This window comes from Gordonia caeni (genome assembly GCF_039537105.1).
GTDB lineage: Bacteria > Actinomycetota > Actinomycetes > Mycobacteriales > Mycobacteriaceae > Gordonia > Gordonia caeni.
Genome location: NZ_BAAAZW010000010.1, coordinates 43,059 through 59,850, shown reverse-complemented (window position 1 = coordinate 59,850; position 16,792 = coordinate 43,059). Strand labels below are relative to the sequence as shown.

Below are 16,792 nucleotides of genomic sequence, written 5' to 3'. Positions count from 1 at the left end.
GATGCCTTCCCGCCACGACAAACAACCCAAGTTCTTGACAGATCGTTGTGTTTTCACAACACTATGTTTTGTGAGTCCAGTTCGCCGGGCACCGAAACTGCCCATCCACAACCGGCTGGCGGTCCTGCGGGCCGAGCGGGGTCTGACCCGCGCTCAGCTCGCCGAACTGGTCGGCATCAACGTCCAATCCGTCGGCGCACTCGAGCGGGGCGACAACTACCCAAGCCTCGACCTCGCGTTCCGGATCTGCGAGGTCTTCGGCCTGCCCGTCGAGGCGGTCTTCTCGCGCACCCCCTTCACCGCCATGTCCACCGAGCTCTACGGAAGGACCGAAGATGCCTGATCCGAACCTCACCATCCCGGAGGGATCGACCCCCAACTGGCTGCTCCGGTACAGCGACCGCCGTGCCCGCACCTACCAACGCCGCGCGGCGCGCTACAACGGCATGTTCCCCAGGCTGCGCTCCCGCCGCGCACGGCGCATCCTGGTGCTCCTGCTGGCACTCATGCTGGCACTCGCCATCGGGTCCTCGATCTACGCGTTCTGGCAGATGTCGTTCGCCGCGATCCCGTTCCTCATCGGCGTCCTGGGCAGCCTGCTCTTTCTGACCCTGCTCCGGATCTCCAACGGCGCCGTCGCCGACGCACCCGCACAGGCCCTCGATGAGATCCAGCTGGCTCAGCGCAACGCCGTCCGTTCGCTCGCCTATGTCCTGATGCTGCCCATCGTCATCGCCGTGTACTTCGTGGCGATCACGCTGGGGATGCGCGAGCAGGTCGCCGGCGAGACCGTGGCCGCGCTCGCGTGGCTGCTGATCACCTCGGTGCTGGCCATCACCTGCCTGCCCGACATCCTGCTCACCTGGTGGATGCCCGACGACGAGGAGTGATTCCCGCCCACCCACCGACGCACCGCACACCTCCGATGCCTCCCCGGAAGGACCAGTCATGTCCGACACCCTGTACATCGACCGTCTACGAAAGACCTACGGCACACTCCGCGCGCTCGACGACGTCACCTTCTCCGTCGCCCCCGGCGAGATCTTCGGCTTCGTCGGCAGCAACGGCGCCGGCAAATCGACCACCATGCGGATCATCCTCGGCGTTCTCGCCGCCGATTCCGGCCAGGTCCGGCTCGGCGAGAAGCCGATCGACTTCGACCGACGCCGCCGGATCGGCTACATGCCCGAAGAACGCGGGCTCTACCCGAAGATGAAGGTCGGCGATCAGCTCACCTACCTCGCCCGCCTGCACGGGATGAGCAGGGCCGACGCCGAGGCCTCGGCACGCACCTGGACCGACCGTCTCGAGGTGGGCACCCGATACGACGACAACGTCGCCGACCTGTCCCTCGGCAACCAGCAGCGCGTGCAACTGGCCGCCGCACTGGTCCACGACCCCGCGGTCCTGGTACTCGACGAGCCCTTCTCCGGGCTCGACCCGGTGGCCGTGGACGTGATGAGCGATGTCTTGAAAGACAAAGCGGCCCAGGGCGTTCCGATCCTCTTCTCGTCGCATCAGCTGGAGCTGGTGGAGCGGCTGTGCGATCGCGTGGGCATCATCTCCCGGGGTGCGATGACCGCTCTCGGCAGCGTCGACGAGCTCCGCACCCGCGACGGCAACGTCCTGGAGGTGGCCGGGCCGGACCCGTCGTACGGCTGGGCCGACGCGTTGCCCGGCGTCCTGGCCGCCGAGTACACCCCGGAGGTCACCCGGCTGCGCGTCTCCCCCGACGTCGACGACCAGGCCGTGCTGACCGCCGCCCTCGCCCACGGACCGGTGCACCGGTTCGCCGCGGCACCACCGACCCTGACCGAACTCTTCCGAGAGCTGGTGTGAACCGTGAACTCGACCATGACCAATGTCCTGCTGATCGCCGGCCGCGAGATCAACACCCGCGCCCGCGAGAAGTCCTTCGTCGTCAGTACCGCGATCATGATGGTGGTGATCGTCGCCGGAGCGATCGTCTGGTCGATGCTGGCCGACCGCGAGAGCAGCGAGCACGTCGGCCTCGTCGGCGGCGACACCGCGCTGTCGCAGACCATCGAACACACCGGTGAGGCCACCGGAACCACGGTCACCGTCACCGGCGTCCCCGACGAATCCGACGCCCGCAGCCGCCTCGGCGACGGCGACCTGCAAGCGGTGGTCGTCGCCGGCCCCGGCGATCGCTACACACTGCTGTCCGAGAAGGACCTGAGCACCGGCCTCGACGGCACGTTGCGCAACGCCATCGCGCAGTACCAGTCGTCCGCCTGGCTGGCCGAGCGCGGCCTGAACGCCGCCGACGTGCCCGAACCGGACGTCACCGCCGAGCAGCTCGAACCCGCCGACCCCGACGCCGCCCAGCGGATCTCGGTGGCGATGATCGGCTCGATCCTGCTGATGATGGCGATCATGACCGGCGGCCTGATGGTGGCCGTCGGCGTGGTGGAGGAGAAGACCTCGCGGATCGTCGAGATCCTGCTGGCCTCGGTGCGCCCGCTGCAGTTGCTGTGGGGCAAGATCCTGGGTATCGGCGTGATCTCGCTGGGCCAGGTGGTGGTCCTGGGCGCCACCGCCCTGATCGCCGGTTCGGCCACCGGGCTGCTCACCATCGCCGGCACCGCCGGCATGATGTTCGCTGCGGTGGTGGCCTGGTTCATCCTCGGGTTCCTGTTCTTCGCCGCCCTCTACGCGGCGACCGGCGCGATGGTCAGCCGGCAGGAGGAGCTCAACGGCGCCTCCACCCCCCTGACCATGCTGGCGCTGGCCGTGCTGTACTCCGGGATCTTCGGTGTTCAGGCGATCGACGCCACCTGGCTGCAGGTGCTCAGCTGGATCCCGCCCTTCAGCGCGGTCCTGATGCCGATCCGGATCGCCGTCGGCGACGCCTCCTCGGCGACGGTGGCCCTGAGCTTCGTGGTGATGATCGCCGCCTGCGCACTGGTGGTCTGGGCCTCGGCGCGGATCTACAGCCGGTCGGTCCTGCGCACCGGCAGCCGGACCAGCTGGTCCGAGGTGGGCGGCATGCTCACCGGGCGCTGACTCCGGCCCGACGCAGAAGCGATCGCAGCACAGAAACGACGGCGGCGCACCGGATGTCCGGTGCGCCGCCGTCGTCGGCTGTGCGGTGGCGTCAGGCGCCGAGCAGATCGATGATGAAGATCAGCGTCTTGCCCGAGAGCCGGTGACCGCCTCCGGCGGGTCCGTAGGCCAGCTCCGGCGGCACCACGAGGCGGCGGCGACCGCCGACCTTCATTCCCGGAATGCCTTCCTGCCAGCCCTGGATCAGTGCGCCCAGCGGGAAGTTGGCCGACTGACCGCGGTCCCACGACGAGTCGAACTCCTCACCGGTGTCGTACTCGACGCCGACGTAGTGGACGTCCACCATGCCGCCGGCGACGGCTTCCTCCTCGCCGTCACCGATGATCAGGTCGGTGATCTCCAGCTCGGTCGGTGCCGGGCCCTCGGGGAATTCGACTTCGGGCTTGGAACTCATTCAGCGATCCTCCATCGGGACGTAGTCCCGTTCGGTGTATCCGGTGTACAGCTGACGCGGCCGACCGATCTTGGTGGCCGGGTCGGCGTGCATCTCGCGCCAGTGCGCGATCCACCCGGGCAGGCGGCCGAGCGCGAACAGCACGGTGAACATGCGGGTCGGGAAGCCCATGGCCCGGTAGATCACGCCGGTGTAGAAGTCGACGTTCGGGTACAGGCGGCGCTCGATGAAGTAGTCGTCGTTCAGGGCGACGTCTTCCAGGCCCTTGGCGATGTCCAGGAGCTCGTCCTGGACGCCCAGGGAGGTGAGGATCTGGTCGGCGGTCTGCTTCACGATGGCCGCACGCGGGTCGTAGTTCTTGTAGACGCGGTGCCCGAAGCCCATGAGCTTGACGCCGTCTTCCTTGTCCTTCACCCTGCGCATGAAGTCCTTGGTGTCGCCGCCGGACTCCCGGATGCCCTCGAGCATCTCCAGGACCGCCTGGTTGGCACCGCCGTGCAGCGGCCCCCACAGGGCGTTGATACCGGCCGAGACCGAGGTGAACAGGTTGGCCTGCGACGACCCCACCAGCCGCACCGTGGAGGTGGAGCAGTTCTGCTCGTGATCGGCGTGCAGGATGAACAGCATGTCGAGCGCCTTGGCGATCTCCGGGTCCACCTCGTACGGCTCGGCCGGGAAACCGAAGGTCAGGCGCAGGAAGTTCTCCACCAGCCCCAGCGAGTTGTCCGGGTACAGGAACGGCTGGCCCACCGACTTCTTGTAGGCGTAAGCCGCGATGGTCGGCAGCTTGGCGAGCAGACGGATGGTCGACAGCTCGACCTGCTCGGGATCCTTGGGGTCGAGCGAATCCGGGTAGTAGGCCGACAGCGCGTTCGCGGCGCTGGACACCACCGGCATCGGGTGCGCGTTGCGGGGGAAGCCGTCGAAGAACCGCTTGAGGTCCTCGTGCAGCAGGGTGTGCCGGCGGATCCGGTCGGTGAAGGTCTCGAGCTCGGCCGGACTCGGCAGCTCACCGTAGATCAACAGGTAGCTGACCTCGATGAACGTCGACTTCGAGGCGAGTTGGTCGATCGGGATCCCGCGGTAGCGCAGGATGCCGGCGTCACCGTCGATGTAGGTGATGTCCGACTTGGTGGCCGCCGTGTTGACGAAGCCGCTGTCGAAAGTGGTCAGCCCCGTCTCCGACAGGAAGGGACCCAGCGCGACCGAATCGCTGCCGTCGGTGGCCCTCAGGATCGGCAGGTCGATCGACCCGCCGGGGTAGGTGAAGGTACCGCTCACCTGATCGTCGGTCGTTGCTTTCTCCGCGGACACACAAACCCCTTAAACTCGCGGTCTGACCAGTTGCTGGGTTACAAGCTAGTCGGCTGACGCTCGGACGTTCCAACTGAGGGTCCCTCAGGCTGGTCCGCAGACGGTTCTCGCCGTCCGCTCAGCTTACCCACAGCCGGTAACTTGGTGTCATGCGAGAGCTGCCCGCGGGCGACGACGCGGTCGTGCTGGACTTCTCGGCGACCTCCGATCCGGCGGCCGCCGCGCTCACGGCCGCCCATCGCCTGCGGGCGGCCGCAGCCGCGGGTGAGCTGGCCGTCGGCGACGTGGTGCCCACCGCCCACGCGGTCCTGGTTCAGGCCGAGCCGGGGACGGGACTGGACGTGCTGGCGGTCCGCCGCGTCCTGCATCGGCCGCACCCCGCCCCGGTCGGCACCGGTGCCGGCGACGGCCGGGAGACGCAGATCCCCGTGCACTACGACGGCGCCGATCTGCGCGCGGTGGCCGACCACGCGGGCCTGACGCCGCAGGACGTGATCGACGCCCACACCGCGGTCTCCTGGCGGGTGCAGTTCATGGGTTTCGCACCGGGTTTCGGCTATCTGGTCCCCGAGTCCGGACCGGCGCAGGCGCGCGCCGTCTTCACCGCCCTGGGCCGCCGCGCACAGTCGCGGCCGGCGGTGCCGCCGGGGGCGGTGGCCGCGGCCGCCGGATACAGCGCCGTCTACCCGCGCACCAGTCCTGGAGGCTGGTTTCTGTTGGGGCACACCGACATCGAGATGTGGAATGTTGCCGACGAGCCGCCCGCACGGTTGTCGGCGGGCGACGTCGTGAGGTTCACATGCGTGGACTGACGGTCACCGCGACGGGCCCGCTGGCGAGCTTCCAGGATTTCGGCCGACCAGGGTATGCACACCTTGGGGTGCCACATTCGGGCGCCGCCGACCGCGGTGCGCTGCGGCAGGCCAACCGACTGGTCGGCAACCCCGAATCGGCGGTGGCGATCGAGACGACGATGGGCGGCTGGGCGGCCCGCGCCCACGGTCTGGTGGTACTGGCCGTGACCGGCCCGGTCACCCGGGTCCTGGTGGACGGCCGGGGTGCCGGCAGCCACGCGGTGATCGGCGTGCACGACGGCCAGACGGTCGAAGTGCTGCCCCCACCGCGCGGCTGCCGCAACTACATCGCGGTACGCGGCGGCTTCGCGGTGCCGACGGTCCTCGGTTCGGCCTCCACCGACACCCTGTCCGGGCTGGGGCCCGAGCCGCTGCGCCCGGGTGATCGCCTCACCGTCGGCGACGGCGGCGGCGAATGGCCGCCGAGCACCTTCGCTCCCGGACCGCCGCCGGCCCCGCACCGCCACGATCTGATCGCCCGACCCGGCCCGCGCCTGGACGACCTCGCCGTCCCCGGCGACCTCACCCGCCGGGAGTGGACGGTCAATCCGGCCAGCAACCGGATCGGCGTGCGCCTGGATCCCACCGGCGGCACCGGACCGGCGCTGCGGCCCGGCCGCGGCGAGCAGGCTTCCGAAGGCGTACCGCTGGGTGCGGTACAGGTGCCGCCGAGCGGCCAGCCCGTGCTCTTCCTGGCCGACCACCCGGTGACCGGCGGCTACCCGGTGGCGGCCGTGCTCACCGCCGAATCGGTGGACCGGGCCGCACAACTGATCGCCGGGGACGTCGTCCGGCTGCTTCTCACCTGACATCCGCGTAGTTCTACCGATGTGCGGTGCGGCGGCCCGCTGCGACAGTGAAAGACACCCGAAGCGGAAAGGACTCGCCGAATGTCTGCTGCGCCACTGCCCGCCCCGTCGTCCTTCATCCCGGACGATCGCTCCCCACGCCCGCGAGGGCTGCTCTACGCCGCCTGGGCGGTCAACGTCGCCGCACTGCTCGCCGAGATCGCCACCGTGGTCGCCTTCCTCACCGTTCTGTCGGTCCAGCTCGAACTCAGCGAGGGATCGGAATCGGTGGCCCCGACCCTGATCGCCGCCGCGCTCTCGGTGATCCTGGTGATCACCGGGATCACGCTCACCTGCCTCGTCGTCAAGTCCCAGGCCGGGAGCCGGCCCTGGGCGACCGGCGCGCTGATTCTGTTCACCATCGTCCCCGCCCTGCCGATGCTGCTGATCGGCTTCCACATCGCCTCGAACGCGATTCCCCGGTAGCCCGCCGGGCATGGGCCTGGCTCTTCTGTTGAGACAGATGTACGATTCTGTGTCATGACTCAGGTGGCACCCGTCCCAGCGCTCCTCTCCTCCCCGCCGACGGCGCACCGGGCCGTCACCGGCGTCGAGCCGACGGACATGCTCGGCCCCGACTCGGTCACCTGGAAGTACTTCGGCAGCTGGCGCGGCATGCTGATGGGCCTGTGGTCGGGCTCCATGCAGAACATGCACCCCAAGCTGGCCGCCGGCGTGTGGGACCACTCCGACTTCTTCGGGGAGCGCTGGGAACGCCTGCAGCGGTCGCTGTATCCGATCAGCGGCGTCGTCTTCGACCGCACGCCGGAGACCGGCAAGCAGGTGCGCGATTATCACCTCACCATCAAAGGCACCATGCGCGACGGCTCCCGCTATCACGCGCTGGACCCGGACGTCTTCTATTGGGCGCACGCCACCTTCTGGTACGGCAACATCCGCTGCGCGGAGGTCTTCGGACCGCCGATCTCCGAGGAGGACAAGCGCAGACTGTTCGACGAGTCCCGCACCTGGTACGCGATGTACGGGGTCAGCATGCGGCCGTGCCCCGATACCTACGAAGACTTCCTCGCCTACTGGGATGACATGTGCCGCCGCGTGCTGGCCGACCACGAGGCGGTGCGCACCGTCCTGGACATCACCCAGCTCCCGCCGCCGCCGTGGATGTCGTCGTGGATGCCGCTGTGGCTGTGGCGCCGCCAGGTGAAGGTGGTCCAGCGCCTGTTCATGTGGATCACCACCGGCCTGTACGACGAGCCGGTCCGGCAGATGATGGGCCTGACGTGGACCGACGCCGACGAGAAGCGACTCCGCCGGTTCGGCAGGGCCGTGGACCTGGGCATGCGGCTGCTCCCCCGCCGCTATCGCGATCACCCGCGTCCGCGCGACGCCAACGACCGGCTGACCGGCCGCGTTCCGGTGGACGCACCGCTGCTGGAGACCCCGGTGCGCAACCTGCCGTCGGGCGCCGAGCGCGACAACCCGATCCACTACTGCCCCGCGCACGCCGCACGCCGCGCGCAACTGCCGTGGCAGAGCAACGACGTCAACGACTGATCCCTCCCGCCACCGGCGGGACTACACCTCGGTGACGGGCTCGCCCCGCCGGGTGACGCGGTAGCGCCAGAACAGCGGGAAGGCCAGCGAGGCCACCACCGTCAGGATCACCGTCAGCACGCCGCCGCCGGCGAAGGTGACGGCGGTGCCGACCATCGCCGCCGACGCCCCGTGGGCCACGTCGGCGATCCGCGGGCCGCCGGCCACCACCACGATGAACACGCCCTGCAGGCGGCCGCGCACGTCGTCGCTGGCCGCGGCCTGCAGCATGGTCTGCCGGAAGGCCGCCGAGGCCATGTCGGCGGCACCGCCGACCATCAGCGCGACCACCACGATCGGCAGCACCGGCAGCGCGGTGCCGTGTGCGAAGAACAGCGCTCCCCCCGCCACGACGATCGACAGCCCCCAGATCAGGATCGCGATCACCACCGCGCGGCCCTGCCGTTCCACGCGGGAGACCCAGCCGGAGAAGACGCCGCCGAGCACCGCACCCAGCGGGATCGCGATGAACAGCAACGCGAAGGCGATGCCGCCCTCGTTGGGGCCGCCGAAGCTCTCGTGCGCCATCTGCGGGAACAGAGCGCGGGGCATCCCGAAGATCATGGCGATCAGGTCGACGACGAACGAGGCCAGCAGCACCGGGTGGTGACGCAGATAGACCAGCCCGTCGATCACCGATTTCAGGCCGGGGGTGCCGGGCCGCTCGCCGTCGCGTTCGGGGCGCAGCGACGGCAGCGCCACCACCGCCCACAGTGTCGCCAGCAAGCAGATCGCGTCGAACATGTAGAGCAGCGAGAACCCGAGTACCGGGATCAGCGACGCGCCCACCAGCGGCCCGGCGATCGCGCCGGCCTGCATCACCGTCATGTTCAGCGAGTTCGCCGCCGGCAGGAGCTCGTCGTCCAGGATTCGCGGCAACACGGCGGTGCGGGTCGGCTGGTTCACCGCGAAGAAGGCCTGCTGCACCGCGAACAGACTGAGCAGCAGCCACACGTTGTTCCACTCGGCGAAGGCCTGCAGCCAGAACAGCGCTGCCGTCCCGATCAGCCCCAGCGTGGTGATGATGAGGATCTTGCGGCGGTCGAAGACGTCGGCCAGGGAGCCGCCCCAGAGTCCGAAGACCACCAGCGGCACCAGCCCGAACAGGCCGGCGAGCCCGACATAGGCGGAGCTGCCGGTGATGGCGTACAGCTGCGCCGGTACGGCGACGACGGTCAGCTGCGCCCCAATGACCGTGACGATGTTGGCCCACCACAATCGCCGGAAGTTGGCGACGGCGAGCGGTCGGGTGTCGGCGAAGATCCTGGCCATCTAACCCCCCGGCTTCATTGGACTGATGACGATCGCACCGCCGCCGGTCCTGAACGAGCGCTCCGACCGAGGGTGGTGCACAGGTAATCGTCCGGCGGACGGCTACTCTACAACGCCCGCTCCGACCCTGTGTCCCACCCGGACGCAGCAGATTCCAGTGCCCGTCTTTCGAGATTCGTCGCGTGCGAAACCTTGCCGTCGTGTGTCCGATATGTCATAGTCGTGCCTATCATGATCATCAATGTGACTAACAGCATAGATAGTCCTGATTGTGGTACACGGCACTGGCGCCGTGCGTCATCGAGCCTTCAGTGCCTGAGTCGGATCAACCGCGGGGGTCGCCCTGCCTCAAGCGGAGAAATCGAAGAGAACACCGCACCCACACGGGCACGACCCACTCGTATGCGCAACCTGAAAACGGAGAACCAACGTGCAAAGAATCGAACGCCTTCGCGGCCTCATGGCCGACGACCACATGGACGCGGTCGTCCTCACGACACCCCACAACGTGCTCTATTCGACCGGATACACCTCAGTTCTGGAGAAGTGGCAACTCCATGAACCGCTCGCTGCAGCCGTGGTTCCCCTGGACCCGGAAAAGCCCGTGATGCTCTTCCTCCCGGAAGCGAACTTGGCGTTGCTGATGGTCCAGGAGGAGGCCGGCAATCCTGACCGAGCTGATGAGATCCGGGTCTTCGACATGATCAACTTCTGCGAAGTCATGCGCTCGGACGATCCCGCTGCCGCAGCAAGCTTGATCGGACAAGAGTCGGTGAAAGTCTACGGCGAGCGCGTTCGAGGTAATTGCGAACCGGACATAATCGAGTCGATTCGGACCGCATTGATCGACCACCAGCTAGATTCCGGCACCATAGGTTTCGATGACTTGCGGGTAATGGCACACTTGGGCCGTTCCGGCTTGAATTTCAACGGTGTCGATGCCCTGGAAACACTCATCCGCTCACGGATCGTCAAGACCGAACCCGAATTGGAGGCATTTCGGCGCGTCGGAAGAGTTGCCGATAAATCGCTCGCCGCAGCGGCAGATGCCCTGAGGCCCGGGGTTTCGTGGAATGAGGTTCAGAACGCCGTCGCCGACACGATGGTTCGCCTGGAGGCGGTTCCAGTCGACGAAGGTGCGATGCTGTTCGGCGGAACGTTCCGGGATGCATTCATACCAGAGCTTTTCCGTACCCGTGACGATCGTCCGTTGGATACGGGCCAGGTCGTCATCCTGGAGACCCAGGGCGTCTGCGAAGGATTCTGGATCGATATCAATCGAACCGCGGTGATTGGGGAGCCAACCGCCGAGTACCAGCGTCTTCACGATGTGCTTCGCGATGCTTTCGAGCTGATGGTCGCGGAGCTTCAGCCGGGCGCGTGGACCGGCGGACTCCCGAAGATCGCCCATGATCACCTACGGGACAATGGAATTCCGGTACCGGAGAAGCTTCTGGTGCTGGCTCACGGAATCGGACACATGACTCTGGAGTTCCCGTTCGACTTTCCAGCGCAGGGGCGGGCCAGGGCTCAGGGATTCCAGCTGGAGGAGAACATGGTGATCAGCCTCGACTGCCTCTATTACGGAGGAGAGTTGGGTCCGTGCCACATGGAGAACGTGTACATCATCACCAAGGACGGTCCGGAGAACACCTATTCGACCCCCTTGAAACTGATGGGACCGCGATGATGCACTCCGATCGAGAACTGAAAATCGAACACGGTGCAATCGTCGTTCAAGGACCCGACGACGAGTCGACTCTGGTCAATGAGTTCGTGAATCTAGAGACGGTCCCTGGGACGACTGGGGCTGGAACGCTGCTCGCTGCGGCCGCCGGACGGGGCGAAATGATCCTCTACCAGTTCCCCTCCGGCTTCGAGAACGACTTCCATAACACACCCGTTCCGACATGGATGATATTTCTGAGCGGCGCGCTAGAAGTGACGACTAGTGACGGATCGACATCGACCTTCACACCGGGAGGCATCGTGAGGTTCACCGACGCCAGCGGCCCGGGACATCGAAGTCGGGTGGTATCGAGCGACGACGTCATGGTCGCCGCCATTCACATGCCGGATTAGCCGATCCGGCCGCTCGGCGACTCCGTACCACGATGATCGGAATTGCGGATCTGCAGTGTCGAGGCATCACGGAGCGGAGCGCCCGGACCACCACTGGAGACTGCAGCAGACTCAGGGCTGCAGTCGCCTGGTGACCCAGCGGTCGCCCTCGCGCACCGCGACTGCGCGGTTGTGCAGCCGGTCGGCCCGGCCCTGCCAGAACTCCACGCTGACCGGCTCCAGCCGGTAGCCGCCCCAGTGCGGCGGAACCGGAACCGGCACCGTGCCGTCGACCCCGCCGAGCTCGGTGGCCGACAGCTGGGCCGCGGCCTCCAGCGCGGCACGCGAGGCGATCGGCTGCGACTGCGCAGACGCGCGGGCAGACAGCTGCGAGCCACGGGGACGCGCCGTCCAGTACCGGGCGGTCTCGGCCGGGTCCACCTTGGCCACCCGTCCCCGGAAGTGGACCTGCCGTTCCAGTGCGATCCACGGGAAGGTCACCGCACCGATCGGATTGACGGCCAGATCGCGCCCCTTGGCCGATTCGTAGTCGGTGAAGAAGACCACCCCGCCGGGGTCGGCGCCCTTGCACAGCACGGTGCGGGTAGCCGGATGTCCGTGCTCATCGACGGTGCCCAGCACCATGGCGTTGGGTTCGGGGATCCGCGCGGCGACCGCCTCGGCCAGCCAGCGCTGGAACAGCGCCAGCCACGGCGGGTCGCCGGTCAGCCACGCCGGATCCAGGTGCTGCGCCACTCCGTCCGCCCCCGCGGTGGCGGCCTGCCCGTAACCGACGCGCATATTCGCCAGATCGAGATCTTCGCTCACTCATCGGATGCTACTGACCGCTCATCGACTGTGGATGAGGGCGTTCGCATTGAACACGACGGGGCGGCACCTGCCCGGTTAGAGTCGACCCCGGGCGTCGCGCCCGCTGCAGGAAGAGGAGAAACCGTGTCGCAGAACATTCCCGCCGACTTCGTTCCCGGATTGGAAGGCGTCGTCGCGTTCACCACCGAGATCGCCGAGCCGGACAAGGACGGCGGCAACCTCCGCTACCGCGGCGTCGACATCGAGGACCTGGTGGAACAGCGCGTCAGTTTCGGCGACGTCTGGGCTCTGCTGGTGGACGGGGAGTTCGGCGCGGGCCTGTCCCCCGCCGAACCGATCGAGCTGCCCATCCGCTCGGGCGACGTGCGCGTGGACGTGCAGGCCGGACTCGCACTGATGGCGCCGTCCTGGGGATTCCAGCCGATGCTCGACATCGAGGAAGGCCAGGTCCGTGACGACCTGGCCAAGGCGACCGCGCAGGCGCTGTCGTACGTGGCGCAGTCGGCGCGCGGCGATCAGCCTCCGGTGCCGCAGGCGCGGATCGACGAATGCGCGACGATCACCGAACGCTTCATGACCCGCTGGCAGGGCGAGCCCGATCCGCGCCACGTGCGCGCGATCGACGCCTATTGGGTCAGTGCCGCCGAGCACGGCATGAACGCCTCCACCTTCACCGGCCGGGTGATCGCCTCCACCGGCGCCGACGCCGGCGCGGCGATGTCCGGCGCCGTGGGCGCGATGTCCGGGCCGCTGCACGGCGGCGCCCCCGCCCGCGTGCTGCCGATGATCGAAGAGGTCGAGCGCACCGGCGACGCCCGCGCCCTGGTCAAGGGCATCCTGGATCGCAAAGAGAAGATGATGGGCTTCGGGCACCGCGTCTACCGCGCCGAAGATCCGCGCGCCCGCGTCCTGCGCCGCACCGCCGCCGAACTGAACGTGCCCCGCTACGAGGTGGCCGCGGCCCTGGAGCAGGCCGCCCTCACCGAACTGCGGGAGCGCCGCCCGGATCGGGCCATCGAGACCAACGTCGAATTCTGGGCCGCGGTGATACTCGACTTCGCCCAGGTGCCCGCACCGATGATGCCGGCGATGTTCACCTGCGGCCGCACCGCCGGCTGGAGCGCCCACATCCTGGAGCAGAAGAAGCTGAACCGGCTGGTCCGGCCCGCTGCGATCTACACCGGCCCGCGCCCGCGGACCCCGGAGGACGTGGTCGGCTGGGCATCGGTGGTGCCCGCGCCCGCCGCCTGACCCACGCCGGGTGCGGCACAGATCACGCCTTAAACTGGTCGCCATGACCGATTCGCAGATCACGCTGCCCGCCGAACTCCTGCCCACCGACGGCCGCTTCGGCTGCGGTCCGTCCAAGGTCCGCCCCGCGCAGCTGCAGGCGGTGGTCGAGGCCGGGACCTCGATCATGGGTACCAGCCACCGCCAGCCCGCGGTGAAGAACGTGGTCGGCGACATCCGGTCGGGCCTGAGCGACCTGTTCTCGCTACCCGACGGGTACGAGGTGGTCCTGTCCAACGGCGGCACCACCGCCTTCTGGGATGCCGCCGCCTTCGGCCTGGTCCGCGAGCGCGCCCTGAACCTGACCTACGGCGAGTTCTCGTCGAAGTTCGCCACCGTCACCAAGAAGGCTCCGTTCCTGGCCGACCCGGCGGTGATCTCCACCGATCCGGGCACCGCCCCGGATCCGGCCGCGCTGACCGCCGACGACTTCGCCGGCGTGGACCTGGTCGGCTGGGCGCAGAACGAGACCTCGACCGGCGTGGCTGTGCCGGTGCTGCGCCCCGCGGCCGCCGGTGACGCCCTGGTCGCCATCGACGCCACCTCCGGCGCCGGCGGCCTGCCCGTCGACATCAGCGCCACCGACGTCTACTACTTCGCGCCGCAGAAGAGCTTCGCCTCCGACGGCGGCCTCTGGATCGCGATCATGAGCCCGGCCGCGCTGGAGCGCGTCGCCGAGATCGGCGCGAGCGACCGCTGGTGCCCCGAGTTCCTGTCGCTGCCGACCGCCGTCGACAACAGCAGCAAGAACCAGACCTACAACACCCCGGCGGTGGCCTCGCTGCTCCTACTGGCCGATCAGATCCGCTGGATGAACGACAACGGCGGCCTGGACTGGTGCGTCGCCCGCACCGCCGACTCCAGCTCGCGCCTGTACGACTGGGCCGAAGCCAGTGCCTTCGCCACCCCGTTCGCCGACCCGGAGCACCGCAGCCAGGTGGTGGGCACCATCGACTTCAACGACGACGTGGACGCCGCCGCCGTCGCGAAGACGCTGCGCGCCAACGGAATCGTCGACACCGAGCCGTACCGCAAGCTGGGCCGCAACCAGCTCCGCATCGGCATGTTCCCGGCCATCGAACCCGAGGACGTCACCACGCTCACCGCGGCGATCGACTACATCGTCGAACGTCTCTGACCTGGTTCCCCAGCCCCATCCACTGATCAGCCGTTCCCCTCTCCGGGGCGGCTGATCAGTGCTTTTGCCGCGTGTCCACCCCGGAGCCGCCGCTCGTTCGGTTAGGGTGGACCGCAACCGTCCCCGCTCAGCGGCCCGGCCACCGGAGGAGGTATCGAATGCGGGAGCTCGAAGTGCTTCGCGTCGAATCCGATGGCCGGTACGTGGTCTGTATCGACCGGGAGACCGACGAGCACTTCCGGATCCGCGCCGACGACGACCTGCGCGCCGCGGCGCGTGCGGACACCACCGAACTCGGGCAGATGCCGGTCGCCGGAGATGCCGCCCTGCGTCCCCGTGAGATCCAGGCCCGTATCCGGGCCGGCGCCTCGGTGGACGAGCTCGCCGAGATCGCCGGGGTGTCCACCTCGCGCATCGAGCGCTACGCGCACCCGGTCCTGCTGGAACGGTCCCGCGCCGCCGAACTGGCCCGCGCCTCCCACCCCCTGGGTATGGACGGCCCCAGCCTGTCGACGCTGGGCGAACTGGTCGCCGAATGCCTGGTCCTGCGCGGCGGGGTCCCCGCCGACGCGCGCTGGGACTCGTGGAAGGGCGACGACGGCCACTGGATGGTCCAGCTGTCGTACTACGAGGGCAGCACCGAGAACTTCGCGCACTGGCGATTCCAGCCCGGCACGCACGGGGGCACCACCGACCCGATCGACCAACTCGCCGTGGAGCTGACCGATCCCGAGACGGCGCGCGCCGCCCGCCGGACCCGACTGGCCGCGGTGCCCACCCGGCGCGCCGAGCCGCGGCGCGAGGTTCGTCCGGACGGCTACGAAGAGGTGACCGTCGACGCCGATTCGCTGATCGGCGCGCAGCAGGCGCAGCCGCGGCGCGCCCAGCCGCCACTAGCCGACGTGCTGGACCTGCAGTACTCCACCACCCCCGCCGCCGCCGGCCCCACCGCCGCCGAACCGCCTGCCGCCGAACCGACCGTCCCCGAGCCCGGGGACGCACCGTCCGCCGCGCAGCACGGCGCACACGAGGCCGACGACCCCGCCGAGCCCGGCTCCGCGGAGGAGCCCGCCCGGCCGGTCACCCGGCATCGGGCCAAGCGCGCCAAGCCCGCCGTCCCGGCGTGGGAGGACGTGCTTCTCGGCGTCCGCAGCCACCCCGACGACTGACATTCGGAGTCCATCCACACTGACTTCGGATATGCCCATTCGGCAGAGTGCGCGTGTCCGAAGTGGGTGTGCGGGCGGCCGAGGTCAGTGCGCAGGAACCCGGGTCGGATCAGCGGCGGGCGCGCTCGTAGAAGGCGATCGCCGCCGCGGTGGCGACGTTGAGCGAGTCGGTGCCGCGACTCATCGGGATCACCGCGCGCACATCGCACCGCCGCATCGTGTGCTCGGCCAGGCCGGGTCCCTCCGCGCCGACCAGGAAGGCCGTCTTCGCCGCACCGACCGCCTCGGTGAGCGGCACCGCGCCCTCCCCCGGGGTCAACGCCACCAGGGTGAAGCCGGCGTCGCCGACGGCTTCCAGGTCGTGCGGCCAGCTGTCGTACTTGGCGAACGGCACCAGCAGCGCATGTCCCATCGAGACGCGAATACTCCTGCGGTACAGGGGATCTGCGCAGCCTTCACCGAAGATCACCGCATCTACGCCGAGTCCGGCGGCGTTGCGGAAAATGCTGCCGATGTTCTCGTGGTCGTTGACGCCCTCGAGCACCGCGATGGTCTCGGGACCGCGGTCGCCGGATCCGTCCGGACCGGTCAGCACCTGCGCCACCGAGAGCGGTTCGGGACGGCGGGCGGCGCCCAGCACGCCCCGGTTCAGGTGGAAGCCGACGATCTCGGCCATCACGTCGGCCTCGGCACGGTAGAACGGCACCCCAGCCAGCGCGGGCGTCTCGAGATCGGCGCCCAGTTCCCGCCGCCGCTTGTCGACGCCCAGGAAGGCGTGCGGGGCGAACCGGGACGCGATCATCCGTTGCACCACCGTGACGCCCTCGGCGATGACGAGCCCCTTGCCTTTGCGTCCGCCGGGCAGCGCCGGCAGATCCGGGCGCCGGTCCACGGAGTTGAGGTCCCGGAAGTCGTCGACGCGCGGGTCGCCGGGGTCGGTGATATCGATGACGTCGACGCCCGCTGACTGCTGCACGGGG

18 protein-coding genes are annotated in these 16,792 nt (G+C 68.7%); 13 read left to right on the top strand and 5 right to left on the bottom strand.

Annotated features, from left to right (window positions below; genetic code table 11):
• Nucleotides 1–70: 70 nt before the first annotated feature.
• From ABD732_RS15990 to ABD732_RS15975, 4 genes are read left to right on the top strand one after another with little or no spacing between them, the layout of a single operon-like run.
• A complete protein-coding gene (locus ABD732_RS15990) occupies nucleotides 71–343 on the top strand; it encodes a helix-turn-helix transcriptional regulator (protein WP_344785475.1) in 273 nt (90 codons plus the stop codon).
• Entirely contained in the window at nucleotides 336–890 is a 555-nt protein-coding gene (locus tag ABD732_RS15985; protein WP_344785474.1) for a hypothetical protein, read from the top strand. Before ABD732_RS15990 ends, ABD732_RS15985 begins: the two co-directional genes overlap by 8 nt.
• A gap of 58 nt (nucleotides 891–948) precedes the next feature.
• Complete coding sequence (locus ABD732_RS15980) at nucleotides 949–1,839, top strand: ABC transporter ATP-binding protein (protein WP_344785473.1); 891 nt, start codon at nucleotides 949–951, stop codon at nucleotides 1,837–1,839.
• A 15-nt stretch (nucleotides 1,840–1,854) separates the two neighbouring features.
• On the top strand, nucleotides 1,855–3,027 hold the full coding sequence (locus ABD732_RS15975; RefSeq protein WP_344785472.1) for an ABC transporter permease: 1,173 nt from the start codon (nucleotides 1,855–1,857) through the stop codon (nucleotides 3,025–3,027).
• A gap of 91 nt (nucleotides 3,028–3,118) precedes the next feature.
• On the opposite strand, the gene ABD732_RS15970 is transcribed toward ABD732_RS15975, so the two are convergent.
• Complete coding sequence (locus ABD732_RS15970; RefSeq protein WP_344785471.1) at nucleotides 3,119–3,481, bottom strand: FKBP-type peptidyl-prolyl cis-trans isomerase; 363 nt, start codon at nucleotides 3,479–3,481, stop codon at nucleotides 3,119–3,121.
• Nucleotides 3,482–4,795, bottom strand: coding sequence for a citrate synthase (locus ABD732_RS15965; protein ID WP_344785470.1), 1,314 nt, complete (start codon nucleotides 4,793–4,795; stop codon nucleotides 3,482–3,484).
• A gap of 149 nt (nucleotides 4,796–4,944) precedes the next feature.
• Here ABD732_RS15965 and ABD732_RS15960 point away from each other — a divergent pair, with 149 nt between their 5' ends.
• The 4 genes from ABD732_RS15960 (at nucleotide 4,945) to ABD732_RS15945 (ending at nucleotide 8,012) form a co-directional block, all read left to right on the top strand.
• A complete protein-coding gene (locus ABD732_RS15960; RefSeq protein WP_344785469.1) occupies nucleotides 4,945–5,607 on the top strand; it encodes a carboxyltransferase domain-containing protein in 663 nt (220 codons plus the stop codon).
• The gene (locus tag ABD732_RS15955; protein ID WP_344785468.1) at nucleotides 5,595–6,458 is read left to right on the top strand and encodes a 5-oxoprolinase subunit C family protein; all 864 of its coding nucleotides are present in this window, start codon (nucleotides 5,595–5,597) and stop codon (nucleotides 6,456–6,458) included. Before ABD732_RS15960 ends, ABD732_RS15955 begins: the two co-directional genes overlap by 13 nt.
• An 81-nt stretch (nucleotides 6,459–6,539) precedes the next feature.
• Nucleotides 6,540–6,923 carry a hypothetical protein gene (locus ABD732_RS15950; RefSeq protein WP_344785467.1) on the top strand — a complete coding sequence of 128 codons (384 nt, stop codon included), beginning with the start codon at nucleotides 6,540–6,542 and terminating at the stop codon, nucleotides 6,921–6,923.
• Between the two features lie 54 nt (nucleotides 6,924–6,977).
• Nucleotides 6,978–8,012, top strand: coding sequence for an oxygenase MpaB family protein (locus ABD732_RS15945; protein ID WP_425553069.1), 1,035 nt, complete (start codon nucleotides 6,978–6,980; stop codon nucleotides 8,010–8,012).
• 21 nt (nucleotides 8,013–8,033) lie between these two features.
• On the opposite strand, the gene ABD732_RS15940 is transcribed toward ABD732_RS15945, so the two are convergent.
• Nucleotides 8,034–9,323: an MFS transporter gene (locus tag ABD732_RS15940; protein ID WP_344785466.1), complete on the bottom strand. Its 1,290-nt coding sequence runs from the start codon at nucleotides 9,321–9,323 to the stop codon at nucleotides 8,034–8,036.
• 430 nt (nucleotides 9,324–9,753) lie between these two features.
• Between ABD732_RS15940 and ABD732_RS15935 the strand changes: the two genes are divergently transcribed.
• Both ABD732_RS15935 and ABD732_RS15930 read left to right on the top strand, forming a co-directional pair.
• Nucleotides 9,754–11,013 carry a M24 family metallopeptidase gene (locus tag ABD732_RS15935; RefSeq protein WP_344785465.1) on the top strand — a complete coding sequence of 420 codons (1,260 nt, stop codon included), beginning with the start codon at nucleotides 9,754–9,756 and terminating at the stop codon, nucleotides 11,011–11,013.
• Nucleotides 11,010–11,405 carry a cupin domain-containing protein gene (locus tag ABD732_RS15930; RefSeq protein WP_344785464.1) on the top strand — a complete coding sequence of 132 codons (396 nt, stop codon included), beginning with the start codon at nucleotides 11,010–11,012 and terminating at the stop codon, nucleotides 11,403–11,405. Before ABD732_RS15935 ends, ABD732_RS15930 begins: the two co-directional genes overlap by 4 nt.
• Before the next feature lie 111 nt (nucleotides 11,406–11,516).
• Here ABD732_RS15930 and pdxH read toward each other — a convergent pair whose 3' ends face one another.
• Nucleotides 11,517–12,185: a pyridoxamine 5'-phosphate oxidase gene (gene pdxH, locus ABD732_RS15925; RefSeq protein ID WP_344785523.1), complete on the bottom strand. Its 669-nt coding sequence runs from the start codon at nucleotides 12,183–12,185 to the stop codon at nucleotides 11,517–11,519.
• A gap of 153 nt (nucleotides 12,186–12,338) precedes the next feature.
• Here pdxH and ABD732_RS15920 point away from each other — a divergent pair, with 153 nt between their 5' ends.
• The 3 genes from ABD732_RS15920 to sepH all read left to right on the top strand — a co-directional run bounded on the left by ABD732_RS15920 (nucleotide 12,339) and on the right by sepH (nucleotide 15,812).
• Nucleotides 12,339–13,466, top strand: coding sequence for a citrate synthase 2 (locus ABD732_RS15920; RefSeq protein WP_344785463.1), 1,128 nt, complete (start codon nucleotides 12,339–12,341; stop codon nucleotides 13,464–13,466).
• 43 nt (nucleotides 13,467–13,509) lie between these two features.
• Nucleotides 13,510–14,643, top strand: coding sequence for a phosphoserine transaminase (serC, locus tag ABD732_RS15915; RefSeq protein WP_344785462.1), 1,134 nt, complete (start codon nucleotides 13,510–13,512; stop codon nucleotides 14,641–14,643).
• Nucleotides 14,644–14,801: 158 nt separating this feature from the next.
• Entirely contained in the window at nucleotides 14,802–15,812 is a 1,011-nt protein-coding gene (sepH, locus tag ABD732_RS15910) for a septation protein SepH (protein WP_344785461.1), read from the top strand.
• 109 nt (nucleotides 15,813–15,921) lie between these two features.
• Here sepH and ABD732_RS15905 read toward each other — a convergent pair whose 3' ends face one another.
• Complete coding sequence (locus ABD732_RS15905; protein WP_344785460.1) at nucleotides 15,922–16,788, bottom strand: TrmH family RNA methyltransferase; 867 nt, start codon at nucleotides 16,786–16,788, stop codon at nucleotides 15,922–15,924.
• Nucleotides 16,789–16,792 lie beyond the last annotated feature (4 nt).

Bases quoted from the DNA above. Each gene is read 5' to 3' on its own strand.
- ABD732_RS15985 (WP_344785474.1), top strand. From the start codon at position 336: ATGCCTGATCCGAACCTCACCATCCCGGAGGGATCGACCCCCAACTGG.
- ABD732_RS15980 (WP_344785473.1), top strand. From the start codon at position 949: ATGTCCGACACCCTGTACATCGACCGTCTACGAAAGACCTACGGCACA.
- ABD732_RS15975 (WP_344785472.1), top strand. From the start codon at position 1,855: ATGACCAATGTCCTGCTGATCGCCGGCCGCGAGATCAACACCCGCGCC.
- ABD732_RS15970 (WP_344785471.1), bottom strand. From the start codon at position 3,481: ATGAGTTCCAAGCCCGAAGTCGAATTCCCCGAGGGCCCGGCACCGACC.
- ABD732_RS15960 (WP_344785469.1), top strand. From the start codon at position 4,945: ATGCGAGAGCTGCCCGCGGGCGACGACGCGGTCGTGCTGGACTTCTCG.
- ABD732_RS15955 (WP_344785468.1), top strand. From the start codon at position 5,595: ATGCGTGGACTGACGGTCACCGCGACGGGCCCGCTGGCGAGCTTCCAG.
- ABD732_RS15950 (WP_344785467.1), top strand. From the start codon at position 6,540: ATGTCTGCTGCGCCACTGCCCGCCCCGTCGTCCTTCATCCCGGACGAT.
- ABD732_RS15945 (WP_425553069.1), top strand. From the start codon at position 6,978: ATGACTCAGGTGGCACCCGTCCCAGCGCTCCTCTCCTCCCCGCCGACG.
- ABD732_RS15940 (WP_344785466.1), bottom strand. From the start codon at position 9,323: ATGGCCAGGATCTTCGCCGACACCCGACCGCTCGCCGTCGCCAACTTC.
- ABD732_RS15930 (WP_344785464.1), top strand. From the start codon at position 11,010: ATGATGCACTCCGATCGAGAACTGAAAATCGAACACGGTGCAATCGTC.
- pdxH (WP_344785523.1), bottom strand. From the start codon at position 12,185: ATGCGCGTCGGTTACGGGCAGGCCGCCACCGCGGGGGCGGACGGAGTG.
- serC (WP_344785462.1), top strand. From the start codon at position 13,510: ATGACCGATTCGCAGATCACGCTGCCCGCCGAACTCCTGCCCACCGAC.
- sepH (WP_344785461.1), top strand. From the start codon at position 14,802: ATGCGGGAGCTCGAAGTGCTTCGCGTCGAATCCGATGGCCGGTACGTG.